This window comes from Pseudoxanthomonas mexicana (genome assembly GCF_010093385.1).
Lineage (GTDB): Bacteria > Pseudomonadota > Gammaproteobacteria > Xanthomonadales > Xanthomonadaceae > Pseudoxanthomonas_A > Pseudoxanthomonas_A mexicana.
Genome location: NZ_PDWV01000006.1, coordinates 52,160 through 75,245 on the forward strand (window position 1 = coordinate 52,160; position 23,086 = coordinate 75,245).

General features: G+C 63.3%; 20 protein-coding genes and 2 pseudogenes. 13 read left to right on the forward strand and 9 right to left on the reverse strand.

The window, feature by feature from the left end:
• Positions 1-47: 47 nt before the first annotated feature.
• The 13 genes and pseudogenes from CSC76_RS03895 (at position 48) to CSC76_RS03950 (ending at position 14,153) form a co-directional block, all read left to right on the forward strand.
• Positions 48-1,298, forward strand: a complete 1,251-nt coding sequence (locus CSC76_RS03895) for a TolC family protein (RefSeq protein WP_081420489.1) — start codon at positions 48-50, stop codon at positions 1,296-1,298.
• On the forward strand, positions 1,295-2,530 hold the full coding sequence (locus CSC76_RS03900; protein ID WP_056881675.1) for an efflux RND transporter periplasmic adaptor subunit: 1,236 nt from the start codon (positions 1,295-1,297) through the stop codon (positions 2,528-2,530). The genes CSC76_RS03895 and CSC76_RS03900 overlap by 4 nt, the downstream gene beginning before the upstream one ends.
• 10 nt (positions 2,531-2,540) lie before the next feature.
• Complete coding sequence (locus CSC76_RS03905; RefSeq protein ID WP_056881674.1) at positions 2,541-5,729, forward strand: efflux RND transporter permease subunit; 3,189 nt, start codon at positions 2,541-2,543, stop codon at positions 5,727-5,729.
• A 106-nt stretch (positions 5,730-5,835) separates the two neighbouring features.
• Complete coding sequence (locus tag CSC76_RS03910) at positions 5,836-6,537, forward strand: HupE/UreJ family protein (RefSeq protein WP_056881673.1); 702 nt, start codon at positions 5,836-5,838, stop codon at positions 6,535-6,537.
• 24 nt (positions 6,538-6,561) lie between these two features.
• Positions 6,562-7,206, forward strand: a complete 645-nt coding sequence (locus CSC76_RS03915; protein WP_056881672.1) for a hypothetical protein — start codon at positions 6,562-6,564, stop codon at positions 7,204-7,206.
• 120 nt (positions 7,207-7,326) lie between these two features.
• Positions 7,327-7,587 carry a hypothetical protein gene (locus CSC76_RS03920; RefSeq protein ID WP_056881671.1) on the forward strand — a complete coding sequence of 87 codons (261 nt, stop codon included), beginning with the start codon at positions 7,327-7,329 and terminating at the stop codon, positions 7,585-7,587.
• Positions 7,588-7,653: 66 nt separating this feature from the next.
• Positions 7,654-8,517, forward strand: coding sequence for a methyltransferase, TIGR04325 family (locus CSC76_RS03925; protein WP_081420488.1), 864 nt, complete (start codon positions 7,654-7,656; stop codon positions 8,515-8,517).
• 39 nt (positions 8,518-8,556) lie between these two features.
• Positions 8,557-9,882: an MFS transporter gene (locus CSC76_RS03930; RefSeq protein WP_056881669.1), complete on the forward strand. Its 1,326-nt coding sequence runs from the start codon at positions 8,557-8,559 to the stop codon at positions 9,880-9,882.
• A 34-nt stretch (positions 9,883-9,916) separates the two neighbouring features.
• Complete coding sequence (locus CSC76_RS03935; protein WP_155944764.1) at positions 9,917-10,669, forward strand: hypothetical protein; 753 nt, start codon at positions 9,917-9,919, stop codon at positions 10,667-10,669.
• A gap of 164 nt (positions 10,670-10,833) precedes the next feature.
• Entirely contained in the window at positions 10,834-11,199 is a 366-nt protein-coding gene (locus CSC76_RS03940) for an ArsR/SmtB family transcription factor (protein ID WP_056881667.1), read from the forward strand.
• 435 nt (positions 11,200-11,634) lie between these two features.
• Positions 11,635-12,696: pseudogene (locus CSC76_RS19380) on the forward strand (FTR1 family protein); the annotation flags it as partial.
• Positions 12,697-12,735: 39 nt separating this feature from the next.
• Positions 12,736-13,194 (forward strand): annotated as a pseudogene (locus CSC76_RS19385) (FTR1 family protein); the annotation flags it as partial.
• Entirely contained in the window at positions 13,191-14,153 is a 963-nt protein-coding gene (locus CSC76_RS03950; RefSeq protein ID WP_056881665.1) for an arsenic resistance protein, read from the forward strand. The pseudogene CSC76_RS19385 and the gene CSC76_RS03950, both read left to right, overlap by 4 nt.
• A 108-nt stretch (positions 14,154-14,261) precedes the next feature.
• On the opposite strand, the gene CSC76_RS03955 is transcribed toward CSC76_RS03950, so the two are convergent.
• The 9 genes from CSC76_RS03955 to CSC76_RS03995 form a co-directional block, all read right to left on the reverse strand.
• The gene (locus tag CSC76_RS03955; protein WP_162108746.1) at positions 14,262-14,897 is read right to left on the reverse strand and encodes a phosphatase PAP2 family protein; all 636 of its coding nucleotides are present in this window, start codon (positions 14,895-14,897) and stop codon (positions 14,262-14,264) included.
• Positions 14,898-15,024: 127 nt separating this feature from the next.
• Positions 15,025-15,408, reverse strand: a complete 384-nt coding sequence (locus tag CSC76_RS03960; protein WP_056881664.1) for a lipid-A-disaccharide synthase N-terminal domain-containing protein — start codon at positions 15,406-15,408, stop codon at positions 15,025-15,027.
• Entirely contained in the window at positions 15,405-16,139 is a 735-nt protein-coding gene (locus CSC76_RS03965) for a glycosyltransferase family 2 protein (protein WP_056881663.1), read from the reverse strand. Before CSC76_RS03965 ends, CSC76_RS03960 begins: the two co-directional genes overlap by 4 nt.
• Before the next feature lie 75 nt (positions 16,140-16,214).
• Positions 16,215-17,369 carry an IS30 family transposase gene (locus CSC76_RS03970; protein ID WP_054663587.1) on the reverse strand — a complete coding sequence of 385 codons (1,155 nt, stop codon included), beginning with the start codon at positions 17,367-17,369 and terminating at the stop codon, positions 16,215-16,217.
• Positions 17,370-17,432: 63 nt separating this feature from the next.
• Complete coding sequence (locus CSC76_RS03975) at positions 17,433-19,136, reverse strand: ArnT family glycosyltransferase (protein ID WP_081420486.1); 1,704 nt, start codon at positions 19,134-19,136, stop codon at positions 17,433-17,435.
• A 63-nt stretch (positions 19,137-19,199) separates the two neighbouring features.
• Positions 19,200-19,940 carry a hypothetical protein gene (locus CSC76_RS03980; RefSeq protein ID WP_162108748.1) on the reverse strand — a complete coding sequence of 247 codons (741 nt, stop codon included), beginning with the start codon at positions 19,938-19,940 and terminating at the stop codon, positions 19,200-19,202.
• Positions 19,941-19,962: 22 nt separating this feature from the next.
• Complete coding sequence (locus tag CSC76_RS03985; protein ID WP_056881660.1) at positions 19,963-20,334, reverse strand: diacylglycerol kinase; 372 nt, start codon at positions 20,332-20,334, stop codon at positions 19,963-19,965.
• 108 nt (positions 20,335-20,442) lie between these two features.
• Entirely contained in the window at positions 20,443-22,161 is a 1,719-nt protein-coding gene (locus CSC76_RS03990; RefSeq protein ID WP_162108749.1) for a phosphoethanolamine transferase, read from the reverse strand.
• The gene (locus CSC76_RS03995; RefSeq protein ID WP_056881658.1) at positions 22,154-23,050 is read right to left on the reverse strand and encodes a cation diffusion facilitator family transporter; all 897 of its coding nucleotides are present in this window, start codon (positions 23,048-23,050) and stop codon (positions 22,154-22,156) included. Before CSC76_RS03995 ends, CSC76_RS03990 begins: the two co-directional genes overlap by 8 nt.
• Positions 23,051-23,086 lie beyond the last annotated feature (36 nt).

The window sequence follows — 23,086 nt, forward strand, 5'->3', positions numbered from 1 at the left end:
TAGCGCGGCCTGAGTACGTCTGTCCATCAACCAATCGGAGATGTTCCGTGAACTTGTGTTATGCATGGGTTCTGGCCTTGGCCGGAGCCTGTGGTGTTGTGCCATGGGCACACGCCACTGAACCTCTGCGCCTGCAGGAGGCGGTTTCCCGCGCCTTAGGTGCAAATCCGGCCCTAGCGGCCGAAGCAGCTCAACTCGATGCCGTCCGTGCCCGCGCCGAGCGCGAGGGCTTGGCCCCGCAGTACTTCGTCACCGGCGAACTGGAGAACGTGGGCGGTACCGGTTCACTCAGCGGAGTGAATTCGGCCGAAAGCACCTTGCGGATCGGCCGTCTGATCGAGTTGGGCGGCAAGCGCGCCGCTCGCCAGGCCTTGGGCGCTGCCGAGATCGATCAGCAGCAAACCGCTGCCGACGCCACGCGTATCGAACTGACCAGTCGCACGGCGGCCCGCTTCATCGAAGTCGCAGTGGATCAGCAGCGCCTGGACTTTGCCAACGAACGCGTTCGCCAAGCCGAGCGTACGCGCCGCGAGGTAGCAGGCTGGGTCTGGGCCGCACGCAACCCCGAGTCGGATCTGCGTGCGGCTGAAATCGTCGTGGCCAACGCAGAGCTGGATCGTGAGCATGCCGAGCACGAGCTCAGCAGCGCCCGCACCACCTTGGCCGCGACCTGGGGCGACACGATCCCGGACTTCGACACGGTGGCTGCTGATCTGACCGATCTGCCCGAGGTCGAACCGCTGGACACGCTGCTGGCGCGCTTGCCGAACACGATCGATCAGCAAGCCTTCTCGCGTGAGGCTCGCCTGGCCGAAGCCCGTCGTCGTATCGCTGAGGCGGCTCGCAAACCCGATCTGAACTTCAACGTCGGCGTGCGTCGTCTGGAAGGGCCCAGTGATCAAGGTCTGGTGATGTCGGTGTCCGTACCGTTGGGCAGCCGCACGCGGGCGGGGTACTCCATCGCCGAAGCCGACGCGCAACTGGCGGCCATCGAAGCGCGCCGAAAAGCCGAGCAGTTCGAGCGCCATCAACTGGTCTTTGAGAAGTACCAGGAACTGGGCCATGCACGCACCGAGGTGGAGTCGTTGCGCGGACGTGTGGTGCCCAAAGCCGAGCAAGCCCTGGCCTTTACCCGGCGCGGCTTCGAAGCAGGGCGGTTCTCATTTCTCTCGCTCTCCCAGGCGCAGACCACGCTCTTTGAACTGCGCGAGCGCCTCGTCGAGGCCTATGCGCGCTATCACACCTTGCTGGTGGAGCTCGATCGGCTCACCGCAACCACCCAGGACACCTTTCCATGAGTCGTCATCTCACTCTCTTGCTGTTGCCTTTGCTGTTGGTGGCGTGCGGCGGTGAACCGGCATCCAAGGCCGGTGAAGCCGCCGCTGAAGCGGCCCCGGCCAGCGGCGACTACGAGCGCGGTCCCAATCGCGGCCGCATGCTGCGTGATGGGGATTTCGCCATCGAAGTCACGATCTTCGAAACTAACGTTCCACCTCAGTATCGTTTGTATGCCTACAAAGATGGAAAGCTGATCAAGCCAAGCGAAGTGGTTCCCACCGTGACGCTCAAGCGATTGGACGGGGAAACCAATATCTTCACCTTCACGCCTGAAGACCAGTACCTGACCGGCAGCGGCCAGGTGACCGAGCCGCATTCCTTCGATGTGGAAGTCAAAGCCCAGTACGCGGGGAAAACCCATACTTGGACTTACGACTCCTATGAAGGCCGCACGACGATCCCGGCCCAAGCCGCCAAAGACGGCGGCGTGGTCGTCGAGAACGCCGGACCGGTGGTGATCCGCGAGACCATCCAGGTGATGGGCAATGTGGCCGTGGATGACAACCGGCGCGCGCAGGTCAAGGCACGCTTCCCCGGCATCGTGCGCTCGGTCCAGGTCCAGCAGGGCGATCGCGTCAAGCGTGGCCAGACGCTGGTCACGGTCGAGGGCAACGACAGCATGCGCACCTACGCCGTCACCGCGCCCTTCGATGGCATTGTGTTGCAACGCCCGACCAACGTGGGCGATGTGGCCGATACCAACACGCTGGTGGAGATCGCCAACATGTCGGATGTGTGGGTCGACTTGCGCGCCATTGGTCCGGATGCGGAAAAGATCACGCCCGGCCAGCAGGTCAAGGTCTCCTCGGCCACGGGCGGTACCAGTGCCGAAGGCACGATCGAGACGCTGCTGCCGCTGGCCACCGGCCAGACGGTGGTGGCACGCGTGACCCTGCCCAACGCCGAAGGGCGCTGGCGCCCGGGCATGGCGGTCTCGGCAGAGGTGACGGTGGCCTCGCGCGAGGTCCCGCTGGCGGTCAAAGAGTCGGGCCTTCAACGCTTTCGCGATTTCACCGTGGTCTTTGCCCAGGTAGGGGAGACCTACGAGGTGCGCATGCTCGAACTGGGCGCACGCGATGGTGAGTTTGTCGAAGTGCTTGGGGGTCTGAAACCCAACACGCCCTACGTCAGTGAGCAGAGCTTTCTGATCAAGGCGGACGTCGACAAGTCTGGCGCCAGCCACGACCACTGAGGACAGGACAATGCTAGAACGCGTCATAAGAGCCGCGATCGCGCATCGCTGGCTGGTCCTGCTGTTGGTGTTAGCCGTCAGTGCGCTGGGCGTCTGGAACTATGGGCGTCTGCCCATCGACGCCGTGCCTGACATCACCAATGTGCAGGTCCAGGTCAACAGCGAGGCGCCCGGCTACTCACCGCTTGAAGCCGAGCAACGGGTAACGTTTCCCGTTGAGACCGCCTTGGCCGGCATGGCCGGCATGCAATACACCCGCTCGATTTCCCGCTATGGCCTGTCCCAGGTCACGGTGGTGTTCGAAGACGGTACCAACATCTACTTCGCCCGACAGCAGGTCAGCGAACGGCTCCAACAAGCCGCCTCGCAATTACCCGCTGACGTGAAGCCCACGCTCGGTCCGGTCGCCACCGGTCTGGGTGAGATCTTCATGTACACGGTCGAGGCCGATGCCGGCGCCAGGAAGCCCGATGGCACCGAGTGGACATCGACCGATCTACGTACGTTGCAGGACTGGGTCATTCGCCCGCAGCTGCGTAATCTGAAAGGCGTCACCGAGGTCAACACCATCGGCGGCAATGTCCAGCAGTTCCACATCACGCCGGATCCTGCCAAGTTGCTGGCCTTCGATTTGAGTATCGATGACCTGCTCACGGCGGTGGAGCGCAACAACGCCAGTACCGGCGCCGGCTATATCGAGCGGGGCGGTGAGCAGAACCTGATCCGCATCCCCGGTCAGATCGGCGATGAGGCCGGCCTGCGTCAGGTGGTGGTGGCGACCCGCGAAGGACTGCCGCTCAAGGTGCAGGACGTGGCCGATGTGCATATCGGCTCGGAACTGCGCACCGGTGCGGCGACCAAGGACGGCCATGAGGTCGTGCTGGGTACGGTATTCATGCTGGTAGGCGAGAACAGTCGCGAAGTGGCCCAGCGCGCTGGCGAGAAGCTCAAGCAGATCGAAGCCGGCCTGCCCAAGGGCGTGACTGCCAAGGCGATCTACGATCGCACCAACCTGGTCGATCGCAGTATCGCCACCGTGCAGAAGAACCTGCTCGAGGGCGCGCTGCTGGTCATCGCGGTGCTGTTCCTGCTGTTGGGCAATATCCGCGCGGCGCTGATCACCGCGGCGGTCATTCCGGTGGCGATGCTGCTGACCATCACCGGCATGGTGCAGAACCGGGTCTCGGCCAACCTGATGAGCCTGGGTGCACTGGACTTCGGTCTGATCGTGGACGGTGCGGTGATCATCGTGGAGAACTGCCTGCGTCGCTTCGGCGAACGGCAGCACCAGTTGGGCCGTCTGCTCACCCGTGAGGAGCGATTCGATCTGGCCGCCGTGGCCAGTGCCGAGGTCATCAAGCCCAGCCTGTTCGGCTTGTTCATCATCGCGGCGGTGTATCTGCCGATCTTCGCCCTGACCGGTGTGGAAGGTAAGACGTTCCACCCGATGGCGATTACCGTGGTGATGGCGCTGACCGCGGCGATGGCCTTGTCGCTGACCTTCGTTCCGGCCGCGGTGGCCCAGTTCGTCACCGGCAAGGTCGAGGAGAAGGAAACCAAGATCATGCGCGGTATGTCGCGCCTGTACGGCCCATTGCTGGAAAAGGCATTGGCTATGCGGGTGGCGGTGGTCTCGGCGGCAGCAGTGTTGGTGGTGCTGTGCGGTGTGCTGGCCACGCGACTGGGCACGGAGTTCATTCCGAACCTGGACGAGGGTGATATCGCCTTGCACGCCTTGCGCATTCCCGGCACCAGCCTGACCCAGGCCGTGGGCATGCAGGAGCAGTTGGAGACGGTCATCAAGGCCTTCCCGGAGGTCGACAAGGTCGTGGCCAAGCTCGGTACGGCCGAGGTGGCCACCGATCCGATGCCACCCTCGGTGGCCGACACCTTCATCATGCTCAAGGATCGGGATGAGTGGCCCAATCCGCGCAAGCCCAAGGCCGAGCTGGTAGCCGAGCTGGAGAAGGCCGTTCGCGCCATCCCCGGCAACAACTATGAGTTCACCCAGCCGGTGCAGATGCGCATGAACGAGCTCATCGCCGGCGTGCGCGCGGAAGTGGCGGTCAAGGTCTTCGGCGATGACATGGCGCAGCTGGAAGCCCTGGGCTCGCAGGTCGAAGACGTGGCCAGTCGAATCGAAGGCAATGCCGACGTGAAGCTGGAGCAGGTCACCGGCCTGCCGCTGTTGGTCATCGACCCGGACCGTGCCGCCTTGGCGCGCTACGGCTTGGCCGTGGCCGACATCCAGGACACGGTGGCTGCCGCCCTGGGCGGCGCCAACGCGGGCCAGCTGTTCCAGGGTGATCGACGCTTTGACATCGTCGTGCGACTGCCCGAAGGCAAGCGCCAGGATCTGAAGGTGCTCGCTGCACTGCCGATCATGGTGCCGGCACAGCGTGATGCCAGTACTCAAGGCATGGCGTTGCCATCCTCGGTCCCGTTGGGTGCGGTAGCCAAGATCGCCATTGAGCTGGGGCCCAACCAGGTCAGTCGCGAGAACGGCAAGCGCCGCGTAGTGATCACCTCCAATGTGCGGGGTCGCGATCTGGGCTCCTTTGTCGAAGAGCTGCGCGGCAAGGTAGCCAGCGAAGTGGAGCTGCCTGACGGTTATTGGATCGAGTACGGCGGTACGTTCGAGCAGTTGATCTCGGCCAGTGAGCGTTTGACGGTCGTGGTACCCGTGGTGCTGGTCATGATCTTCGGCCTGCTGTTCATGGCCTTTGGATCGGCCAAGGACTCGGCGATCGTCTTCAGCGGTGTGCCACTGGCGCTGACCGGCGGTGTGATGGCATTGGTGCTACGCGGCATCCCGTTCTCCATCTCGGCAGGCGTGGGCTTTATCGCCCTGTCCGGTGTGGCGGTGCTCAACGGCCTGGTGATGATCACCTTCATCCGCAAGTTGCGTGAGGACGGCAAGTCCTTGCACGAGGCGGTGGTCGAAGGAGCGTTGACGCGCCTGCGGCCGGTGTTGATGACTGCGCTGGTGGCCAGCCTGGGCTTCGTGCCGATGGCGCTCAACGTCGGCACCGGTGCCGAGGTGCAGCGTCCGCTGGCCACGGTGGTCATCGGCGGCATCATCTCCTCCACCTTGCTCACCTTGCTGGTCCTGCCGGCGTTGTACCGCATGGTCCATCGCAAGGAAGAGCCGCGCGCCGAGGCGCCGCCGAAAGTCGAGCACGTTCCGAGCGCCCCGTAATCCAGTGGGGTGGGGCGCGCGTGCGCTCCACCCCCTCCTGATCCCTTCCACATACCTATAGATGCGAATGAACTCACTTCTCTACAAACCCTCCGGATGGGGCGGCATGATCTCCGCCTCCACCACGCGCACGCTGGTTCTGTTGGCGGGCCTGCTGCTGTTGTTGTTCACCGCCAACGGCGCGCTGGCCCATGCCGTAGCCGAAGGTGATAAGGGCTACATCCAGGAAATCAGCGGGGTGCACCTGCTGTCGTTTGCCTACCTGGGCGCCAAGCACATGGCCACCGGGTACGACCACATCCTGTTCCTGCTGGGCGTGATCTTCTTCCTGTACCGCATGAAGCAGATCGCCTTGTACGTCACGCTGTTCGCGGTGGGTCACTCCACCACGATGCTGTTGGGCGTGTACTTCAACGTGGGCATCAACAGCTTCCTGATCGACGCGATCATCGGCCTGTCGGTGGTCTACAAGGCGCTGGACAACATGGGCGCCTACCAACGCTGGCTGGGTTTTCAACCCAACACCAAGGCGGCCACGTTGATCTTCGGTCTGTTCCACGGCTTTGGCCTGTCGACCAAGATCATCGAGTACGACATCTCTCCCGATGGTCTGGTGCCCAACCTGTTGGCCTTCAACGTCGGCGTGGAAATCGGCCAGCTGCTGGCCTTGGGCGCAATCCTGATTGTGATGGGCTACTGGCGCCGCTCGCGCGGCTTCTGGAAGCACGCCTATACCGCCAACGTCGCGATGATGTGCGCCGGTTTCATCCTGATCGGCATGCAGCTCACTGGCTACTTCGTTTCCTAATTCAAGACATTGCGAGAACACACCATGTACAACAGCAAGCCTCTCAACACCGATCTGCCGTCCTCGCGCCAGTTGCTGCGCTCGACCATCATCGCCTTCATCGTGGCCGTCGTCCTGTTGGTCACCGTCGTGCTGCCGTCCGAGTACGCCATCGACCCCACCGGTGTCGGCCGCATGCTCGGGCTAACCGAGATGGGTGAGATCAAGGGTCAGTTGGCTGAAGAAGCCGCCGCCGATGCCGCACGTGATGCGGCCGCGGCCGCGGCAGGCGCGCCGATCTCATCGGCCGCCTCATCCGCCAGCCCCGCAGCACCGGCAGCGGCGGCAGCACCGGCCGTGGACACCACGCAATGGCGCGATCAGATGCAGGTCGTTCTGGCGCCAGGAGAAGGCGCGGAGGTCAAGTTGGCGATGACAGCCGGTCAAAAGGCGAACTTCACCTGGACCGCGCAGGGCGGTGTCGTGAACTTCGACACCCATGGCGATGGCGGTACCGGCGGCGAATCCACCAGCTACGAAAAAGGACGCGGCGTGGCCGCCGACGAAGGCGTGCTGGAAGCGGCCTTCAACGGCAGCCACGGCTGGTTCTGGCGTAACCGCAGCGAGGCCACGGTGACGATCACCCTGCGTACGGCCGGCGACTACGCCCAGATCAAGCGCGTGATGTAACCCCGTGGCGGCCAGGCGCCTTAAGCGGGTCGTGGCATCGCCTCGACCCACCGTCGCGAGCCTGGGTCCTCGCGACACCTACCCATCCTCGGCCACGCGCCGATCACGAAGGAACTGAAGATGAAAGCTCGTTCACTGTCCATTGCCGGCCTGGTTGCGCTGTCGCTGGTCTCGCTGTCGGCCCTGGCCCATCCGGGCGCGCACGACGAAGAGAAGGAAATCCCCAAGACCTGTGAGGATCTGAAGGACACCAAGCGTTTCACCGACGACTCCGCCTTCCCTGAAGTCAAGGCGCTCAAGCAGAAGTGCGGCGTGCCGGAAAAGCCGGCCAAGGCCGACGGCGCCAAGAAGCCGGCCCCGGAAGCCAAGAAGACCAACTGATCGTTCGCCGTCCCAGGCGGTCGGCTTCCCGATCGCCTTGGGACACCTTCTCTGTCGAGGTGAGGTATGTCCGCTCAATCTAGCGCAGACCAAGGGCGCATCAAGCACGCCGTGGTTCGCCTGGCACGCGAGGTGATGGAGCTGCCCGGACTCCGGCGTGTCGGCAAACCGATGTATCGACGGTATTTCTCCAAGCCCTACGAGCACGGCAATCTGTACTACGGCATCTACCGCAGCTACGAGGACGCGCTGCTCGATGCCGAGCGCCTGTCCTCGGAGGTCTTGCCCGCCAGCTACGACCTGGATCAGGTCACGATCATGTACCGCCAGCAGCTCAACCGGCTGCGTGCCTGCGACTACCCGGCGCTGTACTGGATCCATCAGCTCATTGCTGATGGCGCCAGGCGCATCTTCGATCTGGGCGGACACGTAGGCTTGGCCTACTACGGCTTTGGTCGCTACATCGACTATCCGGCCGGACTGATCTGGAACGTCCATGACCTGGACAAGGTGCTGCAGGCTGGTCGGCTGTTGTCCGCGCGACGGGATCGGTCGGGTCAGTTGCGCTTCGTCCACATTCCTGAGGTCGCCGACGGCTGCGATGTCCTGATCAGTACCGGCGCACTGCAGTACCTGGAGTACAGCCTGCCCGAGTTGCTGGACCGGCTGATCGCGCCGCCGCGCCATGTCCTGTTCAACCTCACGCCGCTGCATGCCACCCGCGAGTTCTTCACCTTGCAGAACCTGGGTGTGGCGGTGTGTCCGTATCGGGTCCAGTCCGATGCCGCGCTGGTGCAACAGATGGCCGAACGCGGCTATCAGATACGCGATCGCTGGGAGCTACCCGAGCGCCATCTGCGCGTGCCCTTCGAGCCGGACTACGAAGTGAATGCCTACTCCGGCATCTATTTCGAACGTCAGAGGCTGTAGCGATACCCGTACTGCCGCCACCACTGCTGAGGTCTTCCCATGTTGGATGTCCTGACCAACCTCACTTTCCGTAAGCTCTTTGCCGCCCAGGTCATCGCCTTGCTGGGCACGGGCTTGGCGACCGTGGCGCTGGCCTTGCTGGCCTACGACCTGGCCGGCGATCAGGCCGGGCAGGTGCTCGGCCTGGCCCTGGCCATCAAGATGATCGTGTACGTGCTGCTCTCGCCGGTCTCCGGTGCGGTGGTGCCGCCGCACCGGCGCAAGATCGTGCTGATCGGGCTGGACGTGATCCGGGCCCTGGTCGCACTGGCGCTGCCGTTCGTCACCGAGATCTGGCAGATCTACGTGCTGATCGCCGTGCTGCAGTCGGCCTCGGCGTGCTTTACGCCCCTGTTCCAGTCGGTCATCCCGCAGATCCTGCCCGATGAGGCCAAGTACACCCGGGCCTTGTCGCTCTCGCGGCTGGCCTACGACCTGGAGAGTCTGCTCAGTCCGGCCCTGGCCGCCGCGCTGCTGACGGTAATCGCGTTCCAAGGATTGTTCGTGGGCACCTCGGCCGGCTTCCTGCTGTCGGCGCTGCTGGTGATGTGGACGACGTTCCCTGTCGGTACGCGCAGCGCCAGCGCCGGTGGTCCCTACGCGCGGGCCATCCGCGGCATGAAGATCTACCTGCGCACGCCACGCCTGCGCGGCTTGCTGCTGCTCAATCTCTGCGCCGCCGCCGGCGGGGCGATGGTGTTCGTCAACACGGTCGTGGTCGCGCGCACGGTGTTGCAAGGCGGCGAGCGGGAGGTGGCCTGGCTGTTGGCCGCCTTCGGCGTGGGCTCGATGCTGGTGGCTCTGTGCCTGCCGCGCCTGCTCGATCGCATCGCCGATCGCCGCATCATGCTCTCGGCCGCCACGGCGATGACGGTGGTGCTGAGCGCGGCCACCGTGTACTGGTTCAGTGTCGGCGGCAAGCCTGCCTGGCCGGTCGTGGCGGGCATCTGGCTGCTGCTGGGCATGTCGTACGCGGGCCTGGTAACGCCCGGTGGCCGACTCATCCGTCGTTCCGGCGCCGAAGAGGATCTGCCGTTCCTGTTCGCCGCACAGTTTTCCCTCTCGCACGTGTGTTGGCTGCTGGCGTACCCGATCGCAGGTTTCCTGGGCGCCAAGCTGGGATTTGCAGCAGCGTTGGGGATTTTGTCCATGGTGGCCTTGCTGAGCGCAGTGCTGGCCCGCTGGGTGTGGAGCTCTCGTGATCCCGAACAGATCACACATACCCACGAGGAGCTGCCCGAGGGTCACGCCCATCTGGGGCAGGGCGGAAAGCAGCATGCCCACCGCTATGTCATCGACGACCTGCATTCGCGGTGGCCGCAGTGAAGGCGTACGCACGCGTCCTGTCAGGAACCGCGACGTGATCTACGCGCTGTCGGCCATCTTCATGCTGGGCGTGGGCCTGGGCACGGTCGGTGCCTTCGTGATGCCCTGGAGCGGGATGCACTTCGCGCTGGCGTGGCTGGGATCGGTGATCGGGGCGGTCTTCCTTACCTTGCTCGCGCTGCACGGATGGGACGTCAGGCTCGCGGCCACGCAGGGGGATCTGGCCTCCCTGAAACGCTTCTGGCACGCGCTGCGTCCTTCGCTAGCCGACATGCTATTAGCGGGGGTCCTGACAATCGCCGGCCTCTGGCTGGCAGGTACAGCCACCTCGCTCTCGCTGCTGCAGATCGCCGTGTCGGGTCTGCCGGTGTATCTGCTGGCCGTGGCGCGGATCGCGACCAAGCTCGGACGCCCCCATGTGGCGGCGCCCAAGACACGGGCCCTTGTTTTGTGTGCCGCGCTGCTGCTGATGAGCGTGGGCAGCCTGTACATGATTTGGCTGGTCGTCGCCGGCGATGTACCGGTGCTGGCGCAGGCCTGGGTGATCGCTCTGCAGCTGGTGAGCGCGCTGTGCTGTTACATCGCTGCCTCCAACTATCAAGTGGCGATGGCCACCGGTGAGATTCGGCGATCTCCCACCGTGATGCTGATGCTCAAGGAGCTGTCCGCGGTGGGCATGGGCGATATCGCCACGCCCGATCCCAAGGGCAAGCGGGTCACGCAGGACGCGTTGCCAACCTTCAGGAAGCGGCCGAACAAACGACCGCGACGATCGCGCAACCGATAGGCCGCATCCACGCTCCAGCGTGCTGCCGCCTCGCCAGAGCACCTTGCATCACTACGAGGAAAGGGCCAGCCAAGTAGGCCCGGCCCCAATCAAGAATGAGTCTCAGTTGACGTTTGCGGCTGTGGCCGTCATCCTAATATTTCATCATATGTTGAAATATTGAAATGAACGAGACCGCGGCGCTACGGGGATTCGGGGCCATCGCCCATGCGGATCGTCTGCGCATCGTTCGCATGCTCGTCGTGGCCGGCGCGGACGGCATGTCTGCAGGCGCGATCGCCGCCGCGCTCGATGGCGCACAACCCTCCCGGGTGTCATTTCACCTCAAGGAACTGGAGCAGGCTGGGTTAACGCTGGCTCGCCGAGAGGGCAAATCGATCATCTACAGCGCGGACTTCCCCGCGCTCTCGGATCTTGTCGCGTTCTTGATGCACGACTGTTGCCATGGGCACTGCATCTACTGCGACAAGGCGATCAAGTTGTTCGCGCAATGCACTGGACGTCCCACGGGACCTGACGAACTGCCGTGATCAGCCGCCGCCATCACGCATAGCCGCCAGCCGGCCCCTCTCCCTACTGTTGATACCTACATGACCTTTCGATCGATCGTCCTCGTGCTTGCAGGCCTGGCGGCGCTCCTGCATAGCAATGTCTCCTTTGCGTCCGAGAAGAACGTGCCCACGACGTGGCGGCTACTGGACTACATCGCCGTCGACTATCGGGAGGCCGTCCGCGAGGGCGAGGTGGTCAACGAGGTTGAGTACGCCGAGATGAAGGAATTCTCGGCGACCGCTGCCGAGGCCATCGGTCAGCTGCCCGCTAAAGCCGAATCCGCGCAGTTGAAGCAAGATGCGACTGCACTGCAGGGGGCAATCCAGGCAAAAGCTGCGCCTGAGCAGATCGCAGAGCAAGCGCGTGCGCTGGCTGCGCTCCTGGTGAAGGCCTATCCGATTCCCCTGCTTCCAATGCAATCGCCCAATTACGGACGTGGCAAGGTTCTCTACGCGCAGCTGTGTGCGGCCTGCCATGGCCCCTCGGGTGCAGGTGATGGACCCGCCGGTGCAGGCTTGGATCCCCCACCGATTGATTTCACCGATCGCGCGCGCGCCGAGGAGCGCAGCGTCTTTGCCCTTTACCAGGTCATCGACCAAGGCCTGGAAGGCACCTCGATGGTGAGCTACGCGAGCTTGCCGGTCGAGGATCGCTGGGCACTGGCGACCTACGTAGGGGCCATGGCGTATCCGGAAGATCAGGTCGATGCCGGAAAGAAGCTGATTGAAGGCGATGCGGCGCTGCGCGCCAAGCTCAACTTCGATGCCTACGTCAGCACTACGCCCGCCGCATTGGGCACAACGGTGGGATCGGCAGAACAGGCCTCAGCCATCGTGGCGTACTTGCGTCGTCATCCGGACGCCTCACAGGCACAGGATGTCAGCTCGGCGTTGGCGACCTCGCGCAAATTGCTTGAGGAGGCGATGACGGCCTACCGCGCCGGACAACCTACACAGGCCAAGGATTTGGCACTGTCTGCGTATCTGGACGGATTTGAGCCAGTGGAGCCGCTGCTGGCGGCACGCGACAACGCCTTGATGGTGAAGATCGAAGCGGCCATGGCGCGCGTGCGATCGGGTATTGCGGCCAATGTGGCTGCCGATGAACTCCAAGGCCAGGTCACGGCCCTGGACGATCTCTTCGCCCTAGCCGAACAGGTGCTAGATCAGGGCCAGACATCGGCCGTAGCCAGCTTCGTGGCGGCTTTCACCATCCTGCTCCGCGAAGGGCTGGAGGCGTTGCTGATTGTTATCGCGATGATCGCACTGCTGCGCAAAGCCGAGCGGACCGAAATGCTGCCATGGGTCCATGCAGGCTGGGTGTCGGCATTAGGGGCCGGCATCGTGACGTGGGTGCTGGCCACTTGGGTCATCTCCATCAGCGGGGCCAGCCGAGAACTGTCCGAGGGGTTCGGATCGTTGCTGGCGGCGGTGGTGCTGGTGTGGGTGGGCATTTGGATGCACGGCAAGAGCCATGCGGAGAACTGGCAACGCTACGTACGCGATAAGTTGGGTCAGGCGCTGAGCCGGAAGTCGGGTCTGTTCCTGCTGGGTCTGATCTTCGTGGTGGTCTATCGGGAAGTGTTTGAGACCATCTTGTTCTATGCCGCCATCTGGAGCCAAGGCAATGCCAGCAGCGTTATCGCTGGCGGCCTTTCGGCATCCATCGTTCTGGTCGTCATTGCCTGGTTGATGATGCGATACAGCCGGCGCTTGCCGATCGGCCAGTTCTTCCGGTACAGCTCGCTGCTGATTGCCGTGCTGGCTGTAGTGCTCATCGGCAAGGCCGTCTCGGCGCTGCAGGAAGCAGGCTACTTGCCCATCTCTTGGCTCGACGGTGGTCCGCGGGTCGAGTTGCTGGGCTTGTATCCGACAGTTGAGGGCATCGGCGCGCAGATCACCACCGCGTTGATTCTGGCTGTCGGCTTCTGGCTGGCTAATCGGCCCGCCAAATCCGAGGTAGCTGCCCCATGAATCGGGAGCTGACGCGCGAGCGGCTTGAGCACGTCCAGACGCCCATCTACTTTGTGGCGCTGGTGCTCGGATTCGTACTGGCGATGCTGGTGCCTGGCACAGAGGCGCTTGAGTCGGCGATCAACCCTGCACTGGGCGTCATGCTCTTCGTGACCTTCCTCCAGGTTCCCCTGTCGCGCATCCGGGACTCGCTGCGGAACGTACGCTTCATGGGCGCCTTGCTGGTGGCCAACTTCATCGTGATACCGATGTTGGTGGCCTTGGCCTTGCCGTTGTTCCCTGGGGATCCTCTGATCCGCATCGCGATGCTGTTCGTGCTGCTTTGTCCGTGCATCGACTATGTCGTGACGTTCTCGCACCTTGGGAAGTCTGATTCCTCGTTACTGCTGGCCGCCACACCCGTGCTGTTGATTGTGCAGATGCTGCTGTTGCCGGTGTATCTGAATCTGCTGCTAGGGGCTGAGTCCTCGAGCTTGGTAAAACCAGGACCGTTCCTGCACGCGTTCGTCATCTTGATCGTCATGCCGATGGCGCTGGCTGCCACCCTGCAAGCGCTATCTCCAAAGTTCAGCGGCATTGCGACGCTCACACGTGTAGGTGGGCTTCTTCCTGTGCCAGCCACGGCACTTGTGCTACTGATCGTCATTGCGGCTGTGACGCCCCAACTGAGCTTAGCAGTAAGCGCTGCTATGGACGCGCTACCTTTCTATCTAGCCTTCGCGATCATCGCGCCCATCTTGGGACTGGTCGTGGCACGCGCATTCAAGCTGCCAGCACCAGCAGGCCGAGCGGTCGGCTTTGCAGCAGCAACTCGCAACTCGTTGGTAGTTTTGCCGTTGGCGCTCGCCGTGCCCGACGCCTTACCGATCATCCCAGCCGTCATCGTGACCCAAACCATTGTCGAACTGGCCGCGATGCTTCTGTATATCCGTGCGATACCCCTCCTAGCCAAGAACTAGACTCGTATCGGTATCGATATCCCCGCTTCTGGACGAGAGTTGACATTCATTGAGAGTCGATATTCTTTATCCGGAATTGGCTGACATAACGTCGAAAAAGTCGTGCACTCAGCCCGCTGCACCCCGTGGTGGCTGACGATGACGCGCTCGCAGCATGAATAGACTCGCAGGCACGACCCAGCAGATCAGCGCGGTCACGACATCGTGCGAGAGAAAGTGCGCTCCCCGTAGTTGCTGACCAATGCCAAACAGAAGTCCTACAGTCATGCCCACCGCCAGCCCTGTCCATCTATGCTTGACGCGGACCTCGGCAAAGAAGAAGTACAAGGCAAGCCACGCGTATCCACTGCTAGCGTGTCCGGAGGGGAAACAGCCGCTCTTCAATGGCCTGAAGTCGAAGAGGGTGAGATAGGGGTTGCTTCCCCCCAAGCCTGCAATGCTCCACGGACAGTCCAACCCCGAGTATCGCTTCAGGATGGACACCAGCGCCGTAGAAATCGCGATCGCGGTGAACAGCCTGATCGCCGGTCCTCGCCAGCCCCGAAGGCGCGGGCGAAGGTAGGTCATGGCGATCAGGACAAGGACCGTCAGCACACCGACAGTGGTAACAGCTCGTCCGGCCTTGTGGATGATCTGCTCCGTCCAGAACCCGTTCTTGTAGCTCCACGCGTTGTCGCCCCAGGCGTAGACCCAAGAGGCCACGCGCATGTCCCACTCACCAGTCAGGACGACGGTGAGCGTCATCAGGGTGGCGGCCGGTAACAGTAGGCCCCACCAGACGTTGAAGTGAGCGGGCAGAGAGATGGGAGTGTTGGGCGGACTTGCCGCCTCTGGGACAGGCCTAGGGCGCGTGTCGAATGCGGAGACCTCCTCAGTCATTGAGGCGATCCAGCGCGCCCGCTTCACCCGGTGCTTGCTGGCCCTGGCGACCAGCCCGGTCGTGCCTTCGGTGCACGCGGATATCCAAATACAGGCTGTAGGCGGCGGTAAAGGCGGGCAGCAGGTTCTGCACGACGCCCACGGCATCTTGCTTGGAAGAGAACAGGAAGTAGCTCAAGGCCATCAGGCTGCCGCACAAGCTCATGTACCAGAACAAGCGCGGGATCACCGGCCGGCCGGCGCGTCTGGACGCCACGAACTGGACCAGCCAGCGCACGCCGAACAAGGCCGCGCCAGTCAGGCCAATGAGCTTCCAGGGCGTGGTGTGCAAGCCCGTCCAGCTCAGCCACAGGATTTCCTGGTCCATGACGCTCATGACTTGGAGCCGGCACTGAGCTCGCTGGTGGCGGTCACGTGGCTGCGCTGGATCAGCCAAGCCACGCCCATCAGGTCACGGATGCCCACCAGGGCACGGCCTAGGTTGGTGTACTTGGACTGGCCCGATCCCCGCGATCGGTGGGAGACCGGCACACTGAGGGTCTTCCAGCCGGCGCGCTGCATCAGTGCCGGCAGGTAGCGGTGCATGTGGTCGAAGTAGGGCAGGTCCAAGAAGGCAGCGCGGTCGAACAGCTTGATGCCACAGCCGGTATCGGGCGTGTCATCCCGCAGCAGCGATTGCCGGATGCGATTAGCCCATCGCGAAGCCCAGCGCTTGCTGGCCGTGTCCTTGCGCTCGGTGCGCCAGCCGGCGAACAGCCGCACCTGCGGTGACGCGGCTTGGCGAGCCGCTAGCAGTTTGAGGATATCGGCTGGATCGTTCTGGCCATCGCCATCGAGCGTGGCGATCCAGGGCGAGAACGCGTGCTTGACGCCATTGCGGATGGCGGTGCTTTGCCCACTGCGTTGATGGTGCAGCAACACCCGCAGTTCGGGCACCTCGGCTTTTAGCCAGCCGAGCACCTCGCGTGTGTCATCGTCGGAGCGATCGTCCACACAGATGATGTCGAAGGCGATCTTGCCGCGCAGGTGGTGCACCACCTCCTGCACGAGCGGGCCGATGTTGCCGCGTTCATTGAAGACGGGAATGACGACCGACAGACTGGGCATCCGGGGCAGCGACGGGCTTTGCATGGCGAAGGACTCAGTAGAAGGGCGTGCGGGAAAGGAGAAGGAGGGGTGAGTTCAACCCGTCGACGCAACGGCTTGGCTCAGCTTAGCGGCTGGCGTCTGGAAGCCCAAGGTCTTACGAGGTCTTTCGTTGAGACGTCTGGCGATCTTGTTCAAGAATGCCTGCGAATGGCGGGATAGATCCGTGCCGTCGGGGAAGTACTGCCGCAGAAGGCCATTGGTGTTTTCGTTCGAACCGCGCTGCCAAGGGCTTTGCGGATCGCAGAAGTAGACCTGCGTGTCGGTCGCCACGGTGAAGTTCTTGTGGCTGGCCATCTCACCGCCTCGATCCCACGTCAGCGATTTTCGCAGCGCGGTTGGCAGTGTTTTCACTTGCCGGCTCAGCGCCGAGACGACGCTGCTGGTGTCCTTACCCTTCACTTTCACCAGCATCACGAAGCGCGAGTGCCGTTCCACAAGCGTCGCGATGTGGGAATTGTTGCTGCCCGTGATCAGATCACCCTCCCAATGCCCTGGCACGGCGCGATCTTCGACCTCCGCCGGACGCTCCCGAATCGATACCGCGTCGATAATCCCGCCGCGAGGCGTCGCGGTGGCCAGCTTTGAGTGGCGCATACGGCGACGCGTGCGCAGGTGCGCCAGGAGTTCCTTCTTGAGCAGGCCGCGCGCCTGGATGAACAAGCTCCGGTAGATCGTTTCGTGCGACACCTGCAGTGCCTGGTTGAGCGGGAACCTCAGCTTAAGCCAGCCGGCGATCTGTTCCGGCGACCACTGCTGGCCCAGCTTGCAAGCCACCAACCAGCGCAGACGAGGGTTATCGGCCAACCGGCAAGACTGTGGCCTCCGGGCTGCCTCCCAAGCGGCCTCATCGGCATGTGCGGCCCGATATCGGTCACGGCCACCATGCCGTGCCACTTCCCGGCTAATCGTCGAGGTAGGCCGCCCTAGGCTGAGCGCAATCTGGCGAAACGACTGGCCAGAAGCTAGGCATCGAGATATCTCTTCGCGGTCCATTAAGCTCAGCGACCGGGCGGATCGGCGACGTTCCCTCGGCGCGATCCCGCCTTGCGCGGCCAGAACCCCGAAAATCGAACCCGGATTCTTGTCAAAGAAGCGGGCAATGTCGCTGAGCGACTGGCCGCCCTTCCATCGTCGCCATAGATCTCGCTTCTGGGCTCGAGACATGCCGGGCCGTCCCATCCTTGCCATATCGTTCGCTCCTATCAGTGCAACTGTTGATCATGTTGCATTGACGGGTTGAACTCACCGGACTCAGTCTTCACTGACATCGGCTGACCACGTGGCCGGAACCTCGCAGTCCGGGATCCAGGCCGTACCCGGTGCCAGAATCCAGGCGCGTCGATTGGAGGCGCCGATGTCGATGACCTGCGTTGGATCCAGGCAAGGCCCGATGGCTTCCTTGCGCAGGAACAGCCAGCGTCGTGTGGGGTCCTGCAGGAGCCAGGCGTGCGCCTGCTGCCACTGCTCCACCCAGGGCTTCTTGAAGCCGAACTCGGTAACCGATCGCTCGGCCTGGAGCAGGTGCTGTTCGCGCCAGCCGAGCATGGCCAGCTCGGCATCCAGATCGATGGTCGTTTCCACGCGCTGCATCAGTGCTTTGGCAGAACTGTCCGGACTGAGCGCCGGCATGAGCCCCACGCCATAGGTGATCCACAGCGAGGCGGTGACGGCCACCAGCGCAAGCACCACGCACCGGCGTGCGGCGAGCATCACAACCAGGCTCACGACGGTGAAGCCCAGCAGCCATCCACTGACCTGCTTGACCGTGCCCATGTCCATGCCGCGGCCGTCGAGCAGGCCATGCACGCGCTCGGGTGAGGCGGTCAGCAACCACAGCCCCAGGGCAGCGGTAACGGTGACCACTACCGACAAGTAGGACCACAGCACGGCGCGAACGCCGCGACGACGCAGCAAACCCGCCAACAAGGGAGCGGCCGCGATGGCCAGGGCGGGCAGCATCGGGAAGATGTAGACCTCGCGCTTGCCCGGGCTGGCACTGAAGAAGACCAGCACCAGCAGCGCCCAACCGAGCAGTAGCGCGTAACGCGGGTCCACGCGACGCACACGCCGCCACCACGCCGGCAGCAACCACGGCGCGAGCAGCACGCCTGGCAGCCACAGCGTGAGCATGGTCTGTAGGTAGTACCAAGCGGGTTTTACGTGGTGCCAGGCATTGGCGTAGCGGGTGCCGGTCTGCTTGAACAGCATTTCCCGCGCGTAGGTGTGCAGGGCCGGATCCGATGAGGCCGCCACCGTGGCCAGCATCGGTACCAGCCACACACCCGCGCCCAGCACAAAACCCGCAATGCCGGCCAGCACATGCACCCCTCGGTGCGAGGGCAGGAGGTGGGGCGACTTCCACCGCACCCACAGCCAAGGCACGAACACCAACAACGGCAGAAAGCCCACGCCCTTGGTGACCGTGCCCAAGCCAGCGGCGAAGGTGCCCACCATCAGCAGCCAGGGGCTGGGCTTTTCAAGCAGGTAGCGCACCAGCGCCCATAGCGAGAGCGTGGTCATGCCCACCAGCACCATGTCGATCTGCGCGCGCTTGGCTTGCAGCACGAACTGCAGGCAGACGAACAGGCCCAACACGGTGTAGTCGGTCGTGCGCTTGCCCCACAGGCGCCGGGCAATGTCGCCCGTCAGCCACAACGTCAGCAGCGCCGCCAGCAGGGAGGGCAGCAGGAACGCCACATCCCAGCTGCGCACCAAGACATAACTGGCCGCCTGCAGCCACATGAAGGTGGGCGGCTTCTCGGCGTAGAGCTCAATACCTCGGTAGGGGAACAGCCATTGGCCGGTTTCCACCATGGTCTTGGCCGCCAGCACAAAGCGGGGCTCATCCGCGGGCATCGGCTCGCGTAGCCCCAGGCCCGCCAACAGCGCCGTGATGACCAGCAGGATCAAGAGCCAGGTTTGGCCGGGAGAAAGGTCGCTAAGGGAATGACGCATCGGCGTATCGCTCGTGCAAACAGATGAAAAGGACTCAAGAACTTCAGTGCGGGATCGCGCGATCTAGAAGCGGCGTCGACGCTTTCGCCCGCCATGCGGCGGGGGCGGACCTTTGCGCAAACGCGACGATGGGCTGTCGGGAGAGGACGGCCCGTTCTGATGACTGGGAAAGGGATTGCCGAGGCTCTCGATCACCGGCGATGACAGAGCGCGTGCCTGCTCGATCGAGGATCTGAACTTGGCCGCCGACACAAAGGCCGCGATCGCGGCCAGGGCCGACGTCACCCCCAGCCACGGCGCGGCGCCCTGCATGCCCGTACGGGTGGCCACGACTGATTGCAAGACAGCCGTGATCGCGAACAGGGCGCCGTAAATCACGCTCAGCACGATGCCCGTGCGTCGCCGACGCACGGGCGTGGCCTGCAGGGGTCTGGCCATCAGCGCCGACGCGATGGCGAGCGCGTAGAACGGCGCCTCCAAAGCGGCGACCACGGTGCCGGCGGTGCCCACGGATCGATAGGCGATGAGCAAGCCGAGCAACATCACCGGCGTTGCCACCAGCAACTCACGCAGTCGTGGCCGCATCGCCGCAGCGAACTCAGACAGGTACCGGCGATCGTCGCGTCTGAACGCCACCAGCAGATCCAGCGCGTGCAGCGTCACTACTACCCAGAACAGCGAGCCCACCAGCACGACGGTGCTGCTGAGGATGACGGTCAGGCCATCAGGGTGTGGAACCGACATCGCCGATTTCAGGCCCCAGCCCACAGCAAAGAGCAGTGCTCCAAAAAGTATGTACGCCATATCAACCTCCAGCCCGGTGACATCAGCTGGCCAAGATGGCCAGCCATGTCAGGGCGGTAACCGCCAACGTCATGAAAACCGCAGCCGAGCCCATGTCTTTGGCGCGGCCGGCCAGTTCGTGGTGCTCGGGGCCGTAGCGCTCGATGACTGCTTCGATCGCTGAGTTAAGTAGTTCGACCGGTAGCACCAGCAAGACCGTGGTGGCCAGCAGTGCACGCTCTACACCGGTCTCGCCCAGCAGCAGGCCCAAAGGCGCAAGCACCAGGGCGAGCACTACCTCGAGACGAAAAGAAGACTCATGCAGCCAAGCCGCACGCAGTCCTTGAGCAGACCAACGTGCCGCCATCATCAAACGCTTGGGGCCACGCGGCAGGTGGCCATAACCGTCAGCCATGGGAGACTCCTTGAGAAGAAGTGAGTGACTGCTTCAAGCGCGTGGTTCGAAGCGGCCGAAGGCCTGGCAACAGGTGCCGGGCGAGAGGTGAGGGGCAATACGGGAGCCTCATGGCGAGGCTCCTGCCGTGGTCTGGCATCCCGAAAACACATCGAGCTTCGGGTCGTAAGCCGTAGTGCTGACCTGCATCAGACCGAGCACGGAATGGAACAGGTTGTCGTGACTGATCGGCTGGCTTGCCCGACTACGCACGCACGCGGTGTTGACGCCTTTACCGCTGGCCATGCCCGGTGAAAGCCAGGCCACCATCGGCACCTTGATCTGGGTGTCCGGCGCAATGGAGTAGGGCAAGCCGTGCAGATAGACGTTGCCTTCGCCCAGCGACTCGCCGTGATCGGAGACATAGATCATCGCCGTGTCGTGCGTGGTGTCTTGCGAGAGCATCTGGATCGTCTTGGACAGGAAGTCATCCGTTTCCAGGATGGCGTTGTCGTAGGCGTTGACGATCTCTTGCCGCGTGCAGCTGCCCAGATCCGAGGAACGACAGTCAGGCCGAAACTGACGGAGTGCTTCCGGATAGCGTTTGAAGTACGCCGGCCCGTGATTGCCCAGTTGATGCAGAACCACCACCGTGTCGCCGGGGTTGTCATCGATCACATCGTGCAAACCTTGCAGCATCACCGCATCACGGCAGGCCTGGTCATCGCACAGCGAGCTCTCCGGCGGCTTGCGGTAGGACTCGAAGGACAAACCATCGCAGACGCCCTTGCAGCCGGTCTGGTTGTCCCGCCACAACGTCTTGACGCCGGCCCGCTCCAGCACGTGTAGCAGCGACTCGGAACCCACGATGTTCTCGCGGTCGTAGTTGCGCCGGCCAGCAAGGGAGAACATGCAGGGCACGGAGACTTCCGTGTTGGACCCGCACGCAGTGACGTCGCTGAAGTTGATGACGTTCAACTTCGACAGCTGAGGCGTGGTCTGCCGTTCGTAGCCGTTTAAGCCCCAGTTCTGGGCGCGCACGGTCTCGCCAACCACGACCACCAACAGGTGGGACTTGGTCGAGGGCGCGTGCGCCTGCTGCCGGGCATCGGCCGCCACGACCTGGCGCGGCAGCTTTGGGCTCCCGGCCTCTTGGCTGAGCACGCGCGTGATGGACGCCAGGTAGTTGCCCGGCGCGATCAGGTAGCGCAGCGCTTTGTCATTGCGCATCAGCGATGACAGATCCTGGAACGTCGCCATCACCCCGACGCATGCAATCAGAAACATCGCGCCCAGGAACAACGTCCGCCGCAACAACGCTCGCTTGATCGACACCCGAGGAAAGTGCACCAGCCACAACGCGGCAGCAGGCAGCACGCCCATCAACAGGACGGTTCCCAGCATGTCCCACGTCAGTAACTCGCGCGCCTCCTGCGTATCGGTTCTGATCACGTTCCGGACCATGCTCGGATCCAGATAGACCGCATACGTGCTAGCGAAGTAGGCCGCCGAAGCGGTGGCCACCAGCAGGACCGCCAGAACAGGTCGGGCAATCCAACGGTTGAGCACCAAGCCGAACAGCAACGCATGCAAGCCGACCAGGGCGGCGGTCACCCCGATGTAGAAACGCAGTTCTCTCGCGCCGCTCAGGACGCCTGATTCTTTGACACTGGCCCAGAAGGCGCCGTTTGCGGTGAACGCAAAGAAGACGGCAACCATCAGGATGACCAGCTCCAGGCTCAGCGCCACCCGCCAACGCGGACGGTGTGCGCTTGTTGAACCTCGGAGCGATGTGTCTTGGAATCGGGCGAACACCTTGCGGAAACTCGCTCGATTCCGGTCAGGCATGGCCCACCTCGCTTCTGCACGAAGTGCGTTCCACCTGCAAAGTCACATCATGGATATCGAACTGCTGCTCGATCACCCGGGAGAGTTCGACTTGGATCGTGTCCGGATCGGGCACTCCCGCCGCCAGAACGATGTGAGCCGTCAGCACGACCTGCCCAGTCCCCAGCGACCACACGTGCAGATCATGGACCTCCTGCACGGCCGGCATCTCGATAAGCCGCTTACGGATGGCCGCTACGTCCATGCCTTCCGGCACACCCTGCATCAGGATATGGCCGGCCTGCTTGAGCAGGGTCCAGGTACGGGGTAGCACCCACAGGCCGATCAACACCGCAATGATCGGATCGACCAGCGTCCAGCCCGTGACCTTGATGACAATCGCACCAATGATCACACCCACCGATCCGAGCATGTCGCTCCAGACCTCCAGGTAGGCACCCTTCACATTCAGGCTGGTGCCACTGCCGGCCCGTAGCAGACGCATAGAGATCAGGTTGACGATCAGACCCAGGGTGGCGATGACCAACATGCCCGTGGACGCAACTTCAGGCGGCTCACGAAAGCGCCCGACCGCCTCCCACAGGATGTAACCGGCAACCACGAACAACAGACCGCCGTTGATGATCGCGCCGATGGCTTCCATACGGGCATAGCCATAGGTGCGGCGAGCATCAGCCGGACGTCGACTCATACGCACCGCGATCAGCGACACGGTGAGGGCGATGACATCGGTCATCATGTGCGCCGCATCGGATAGCAGCGCCAAGCTATTTGTTACCAGACCGCCGATGATCTCGGCGATGAGGAACGTGGAAGTCAGGCCGAGCGCCCACCATAGGGGCTTCTCGTACCGGATCTCGGACGTTCCATGATCATGCCCTGTGCTCATGCGTGTTCTCCTAAGAACAGATGCAAAAGAGCGGCT

Bases quoted from the DNA above. Each gene is read 5' to 3' on its own strand.
- CSC76_RS03900 (WP_056881675.1), top strand. From the start codon at position 1,295: ATGAGTCGTCATCTCACTCTCTTGCTGTTGCCTTTGCTGTTGGTGGCG.
- CSC76_RS03905 (WP_056881674.1), top strand. From the start codon at position 2,541: ATGCTAGAACGCGTCATAAGAGCCGCGATCGCGCATCGCTGGCTGGTC.
- CSC76_RS03910 (WP_056881673.1), top strand. From the start codon at position 5,836: ATGATCTCCGCCTCCACCACGCGCACGCTGGTTCTGTTGGCGGGCCTG.
- CSC76_RS03915 (WP_056881672.1), top strand. From the start codon at position 6,562: ATGTACAACAGCAAGCCTCTCAACACCGATCTGCCGTCCTCGCGCCAG.
- CSC76_RS03920 (WP_056881671.1), top strand. From the start codon at position 7,327: ATGAAAGCTCGTTCACTGTCCATTGCCGGCCTGGTTGCGCTGTCGCTG.
- CSC76_RS03925 (WP_081420488.1), top strand. From the start codon at position 7,654: ATGTCCGCTCAATCTAGCGCAGACCAAGGGCGCATCAAGCACGCCGTG.
- CSC76_RS03930 (WP_056881669.1), top strand. From the start codon at position 8,557: ATGTTGGATGTCCTGACCAACCTCACTTTCCGTAAGCTCTTTGCCGCC.
- CSC76_RS03940 (WP_056881667.1), top strand. From the start codon at position 10,834: ATGAACGAGACCGCGGCGCTACGGGGATTCGGGGCCATCGCCCATGCG.
- CSC76_RS03950 (WP_056881665.1), top strand. From the start codon at position 13,191: ATGAATCGGGAGCTGACGCGCGAGCGGCTTGAGCACGTCCAGACGCCC.
- CSC76_RS03955 (WP_162108746.1), bottom strand. From the start codon at position 14,897: ATGACGCTCACCGTCGTCCTGACTGGTGAGTGGGACATGCGCGTGGCC.
- CSC76_RS03960 (WP_056881664.1), bottom strand. From the start codon at position 15,408: ATGAGCGTCATGGACCAGGAAATCCTGTGGCTGAGCTGGACGGGCTTG.
- CSC76_RS03965 (WP_056881663.1), bottom strand. From the start codon at position 16,139: ATGCCCAGTCTGTCGGTCGTCATTCCCGTCTTCAATGAACGCGGCAAC.
- CSC76_RS03970 (WP_054663587.1), bottom strand. From the start codon at position 17,369: ATGGCAAGGATGGGACGGCCCGGCATGTCTCGAGCCCAGAAGCGAGAT.
- CSC76_RS03975 (WP_081420486.1), bottom strand. From the start codon at position 19,136: ATGCGTCATTCCCTTAGCGACCTTTCTCCCGGCCAAACCTGGCTCTTG.
- CSC76_RS03980 (WP_162108748.1), bottom strand. From the start codon at position 19,940: ATGGCGTACATACTTTTTGGAGCACTGCTCTTTGCTGTGGGCTGGGGC.
- CSC76_RS03985 (WP_056881660.1), bottom strand. From the start codon at position 20,334: ATGGCTGACGGTTATGGCCACCTGCCGCGTGGCCCCAAGCGTTTGATG.
- CSC76_RS03990 (WP_162108749.1), bottom strand. From the start codon at position 22,161: ATGCCTGACCGGAATCGAGCGAGTTTCCGCAAGGTGTTCGCCCGATTC.
- CSC76_RS03995 (WP_056881658.1), bottom strand. From the start codon at position 23,050: ATGAGCACAGGGCATGATCATGGAACGTCCGAGATCCGGTACGAGAAG.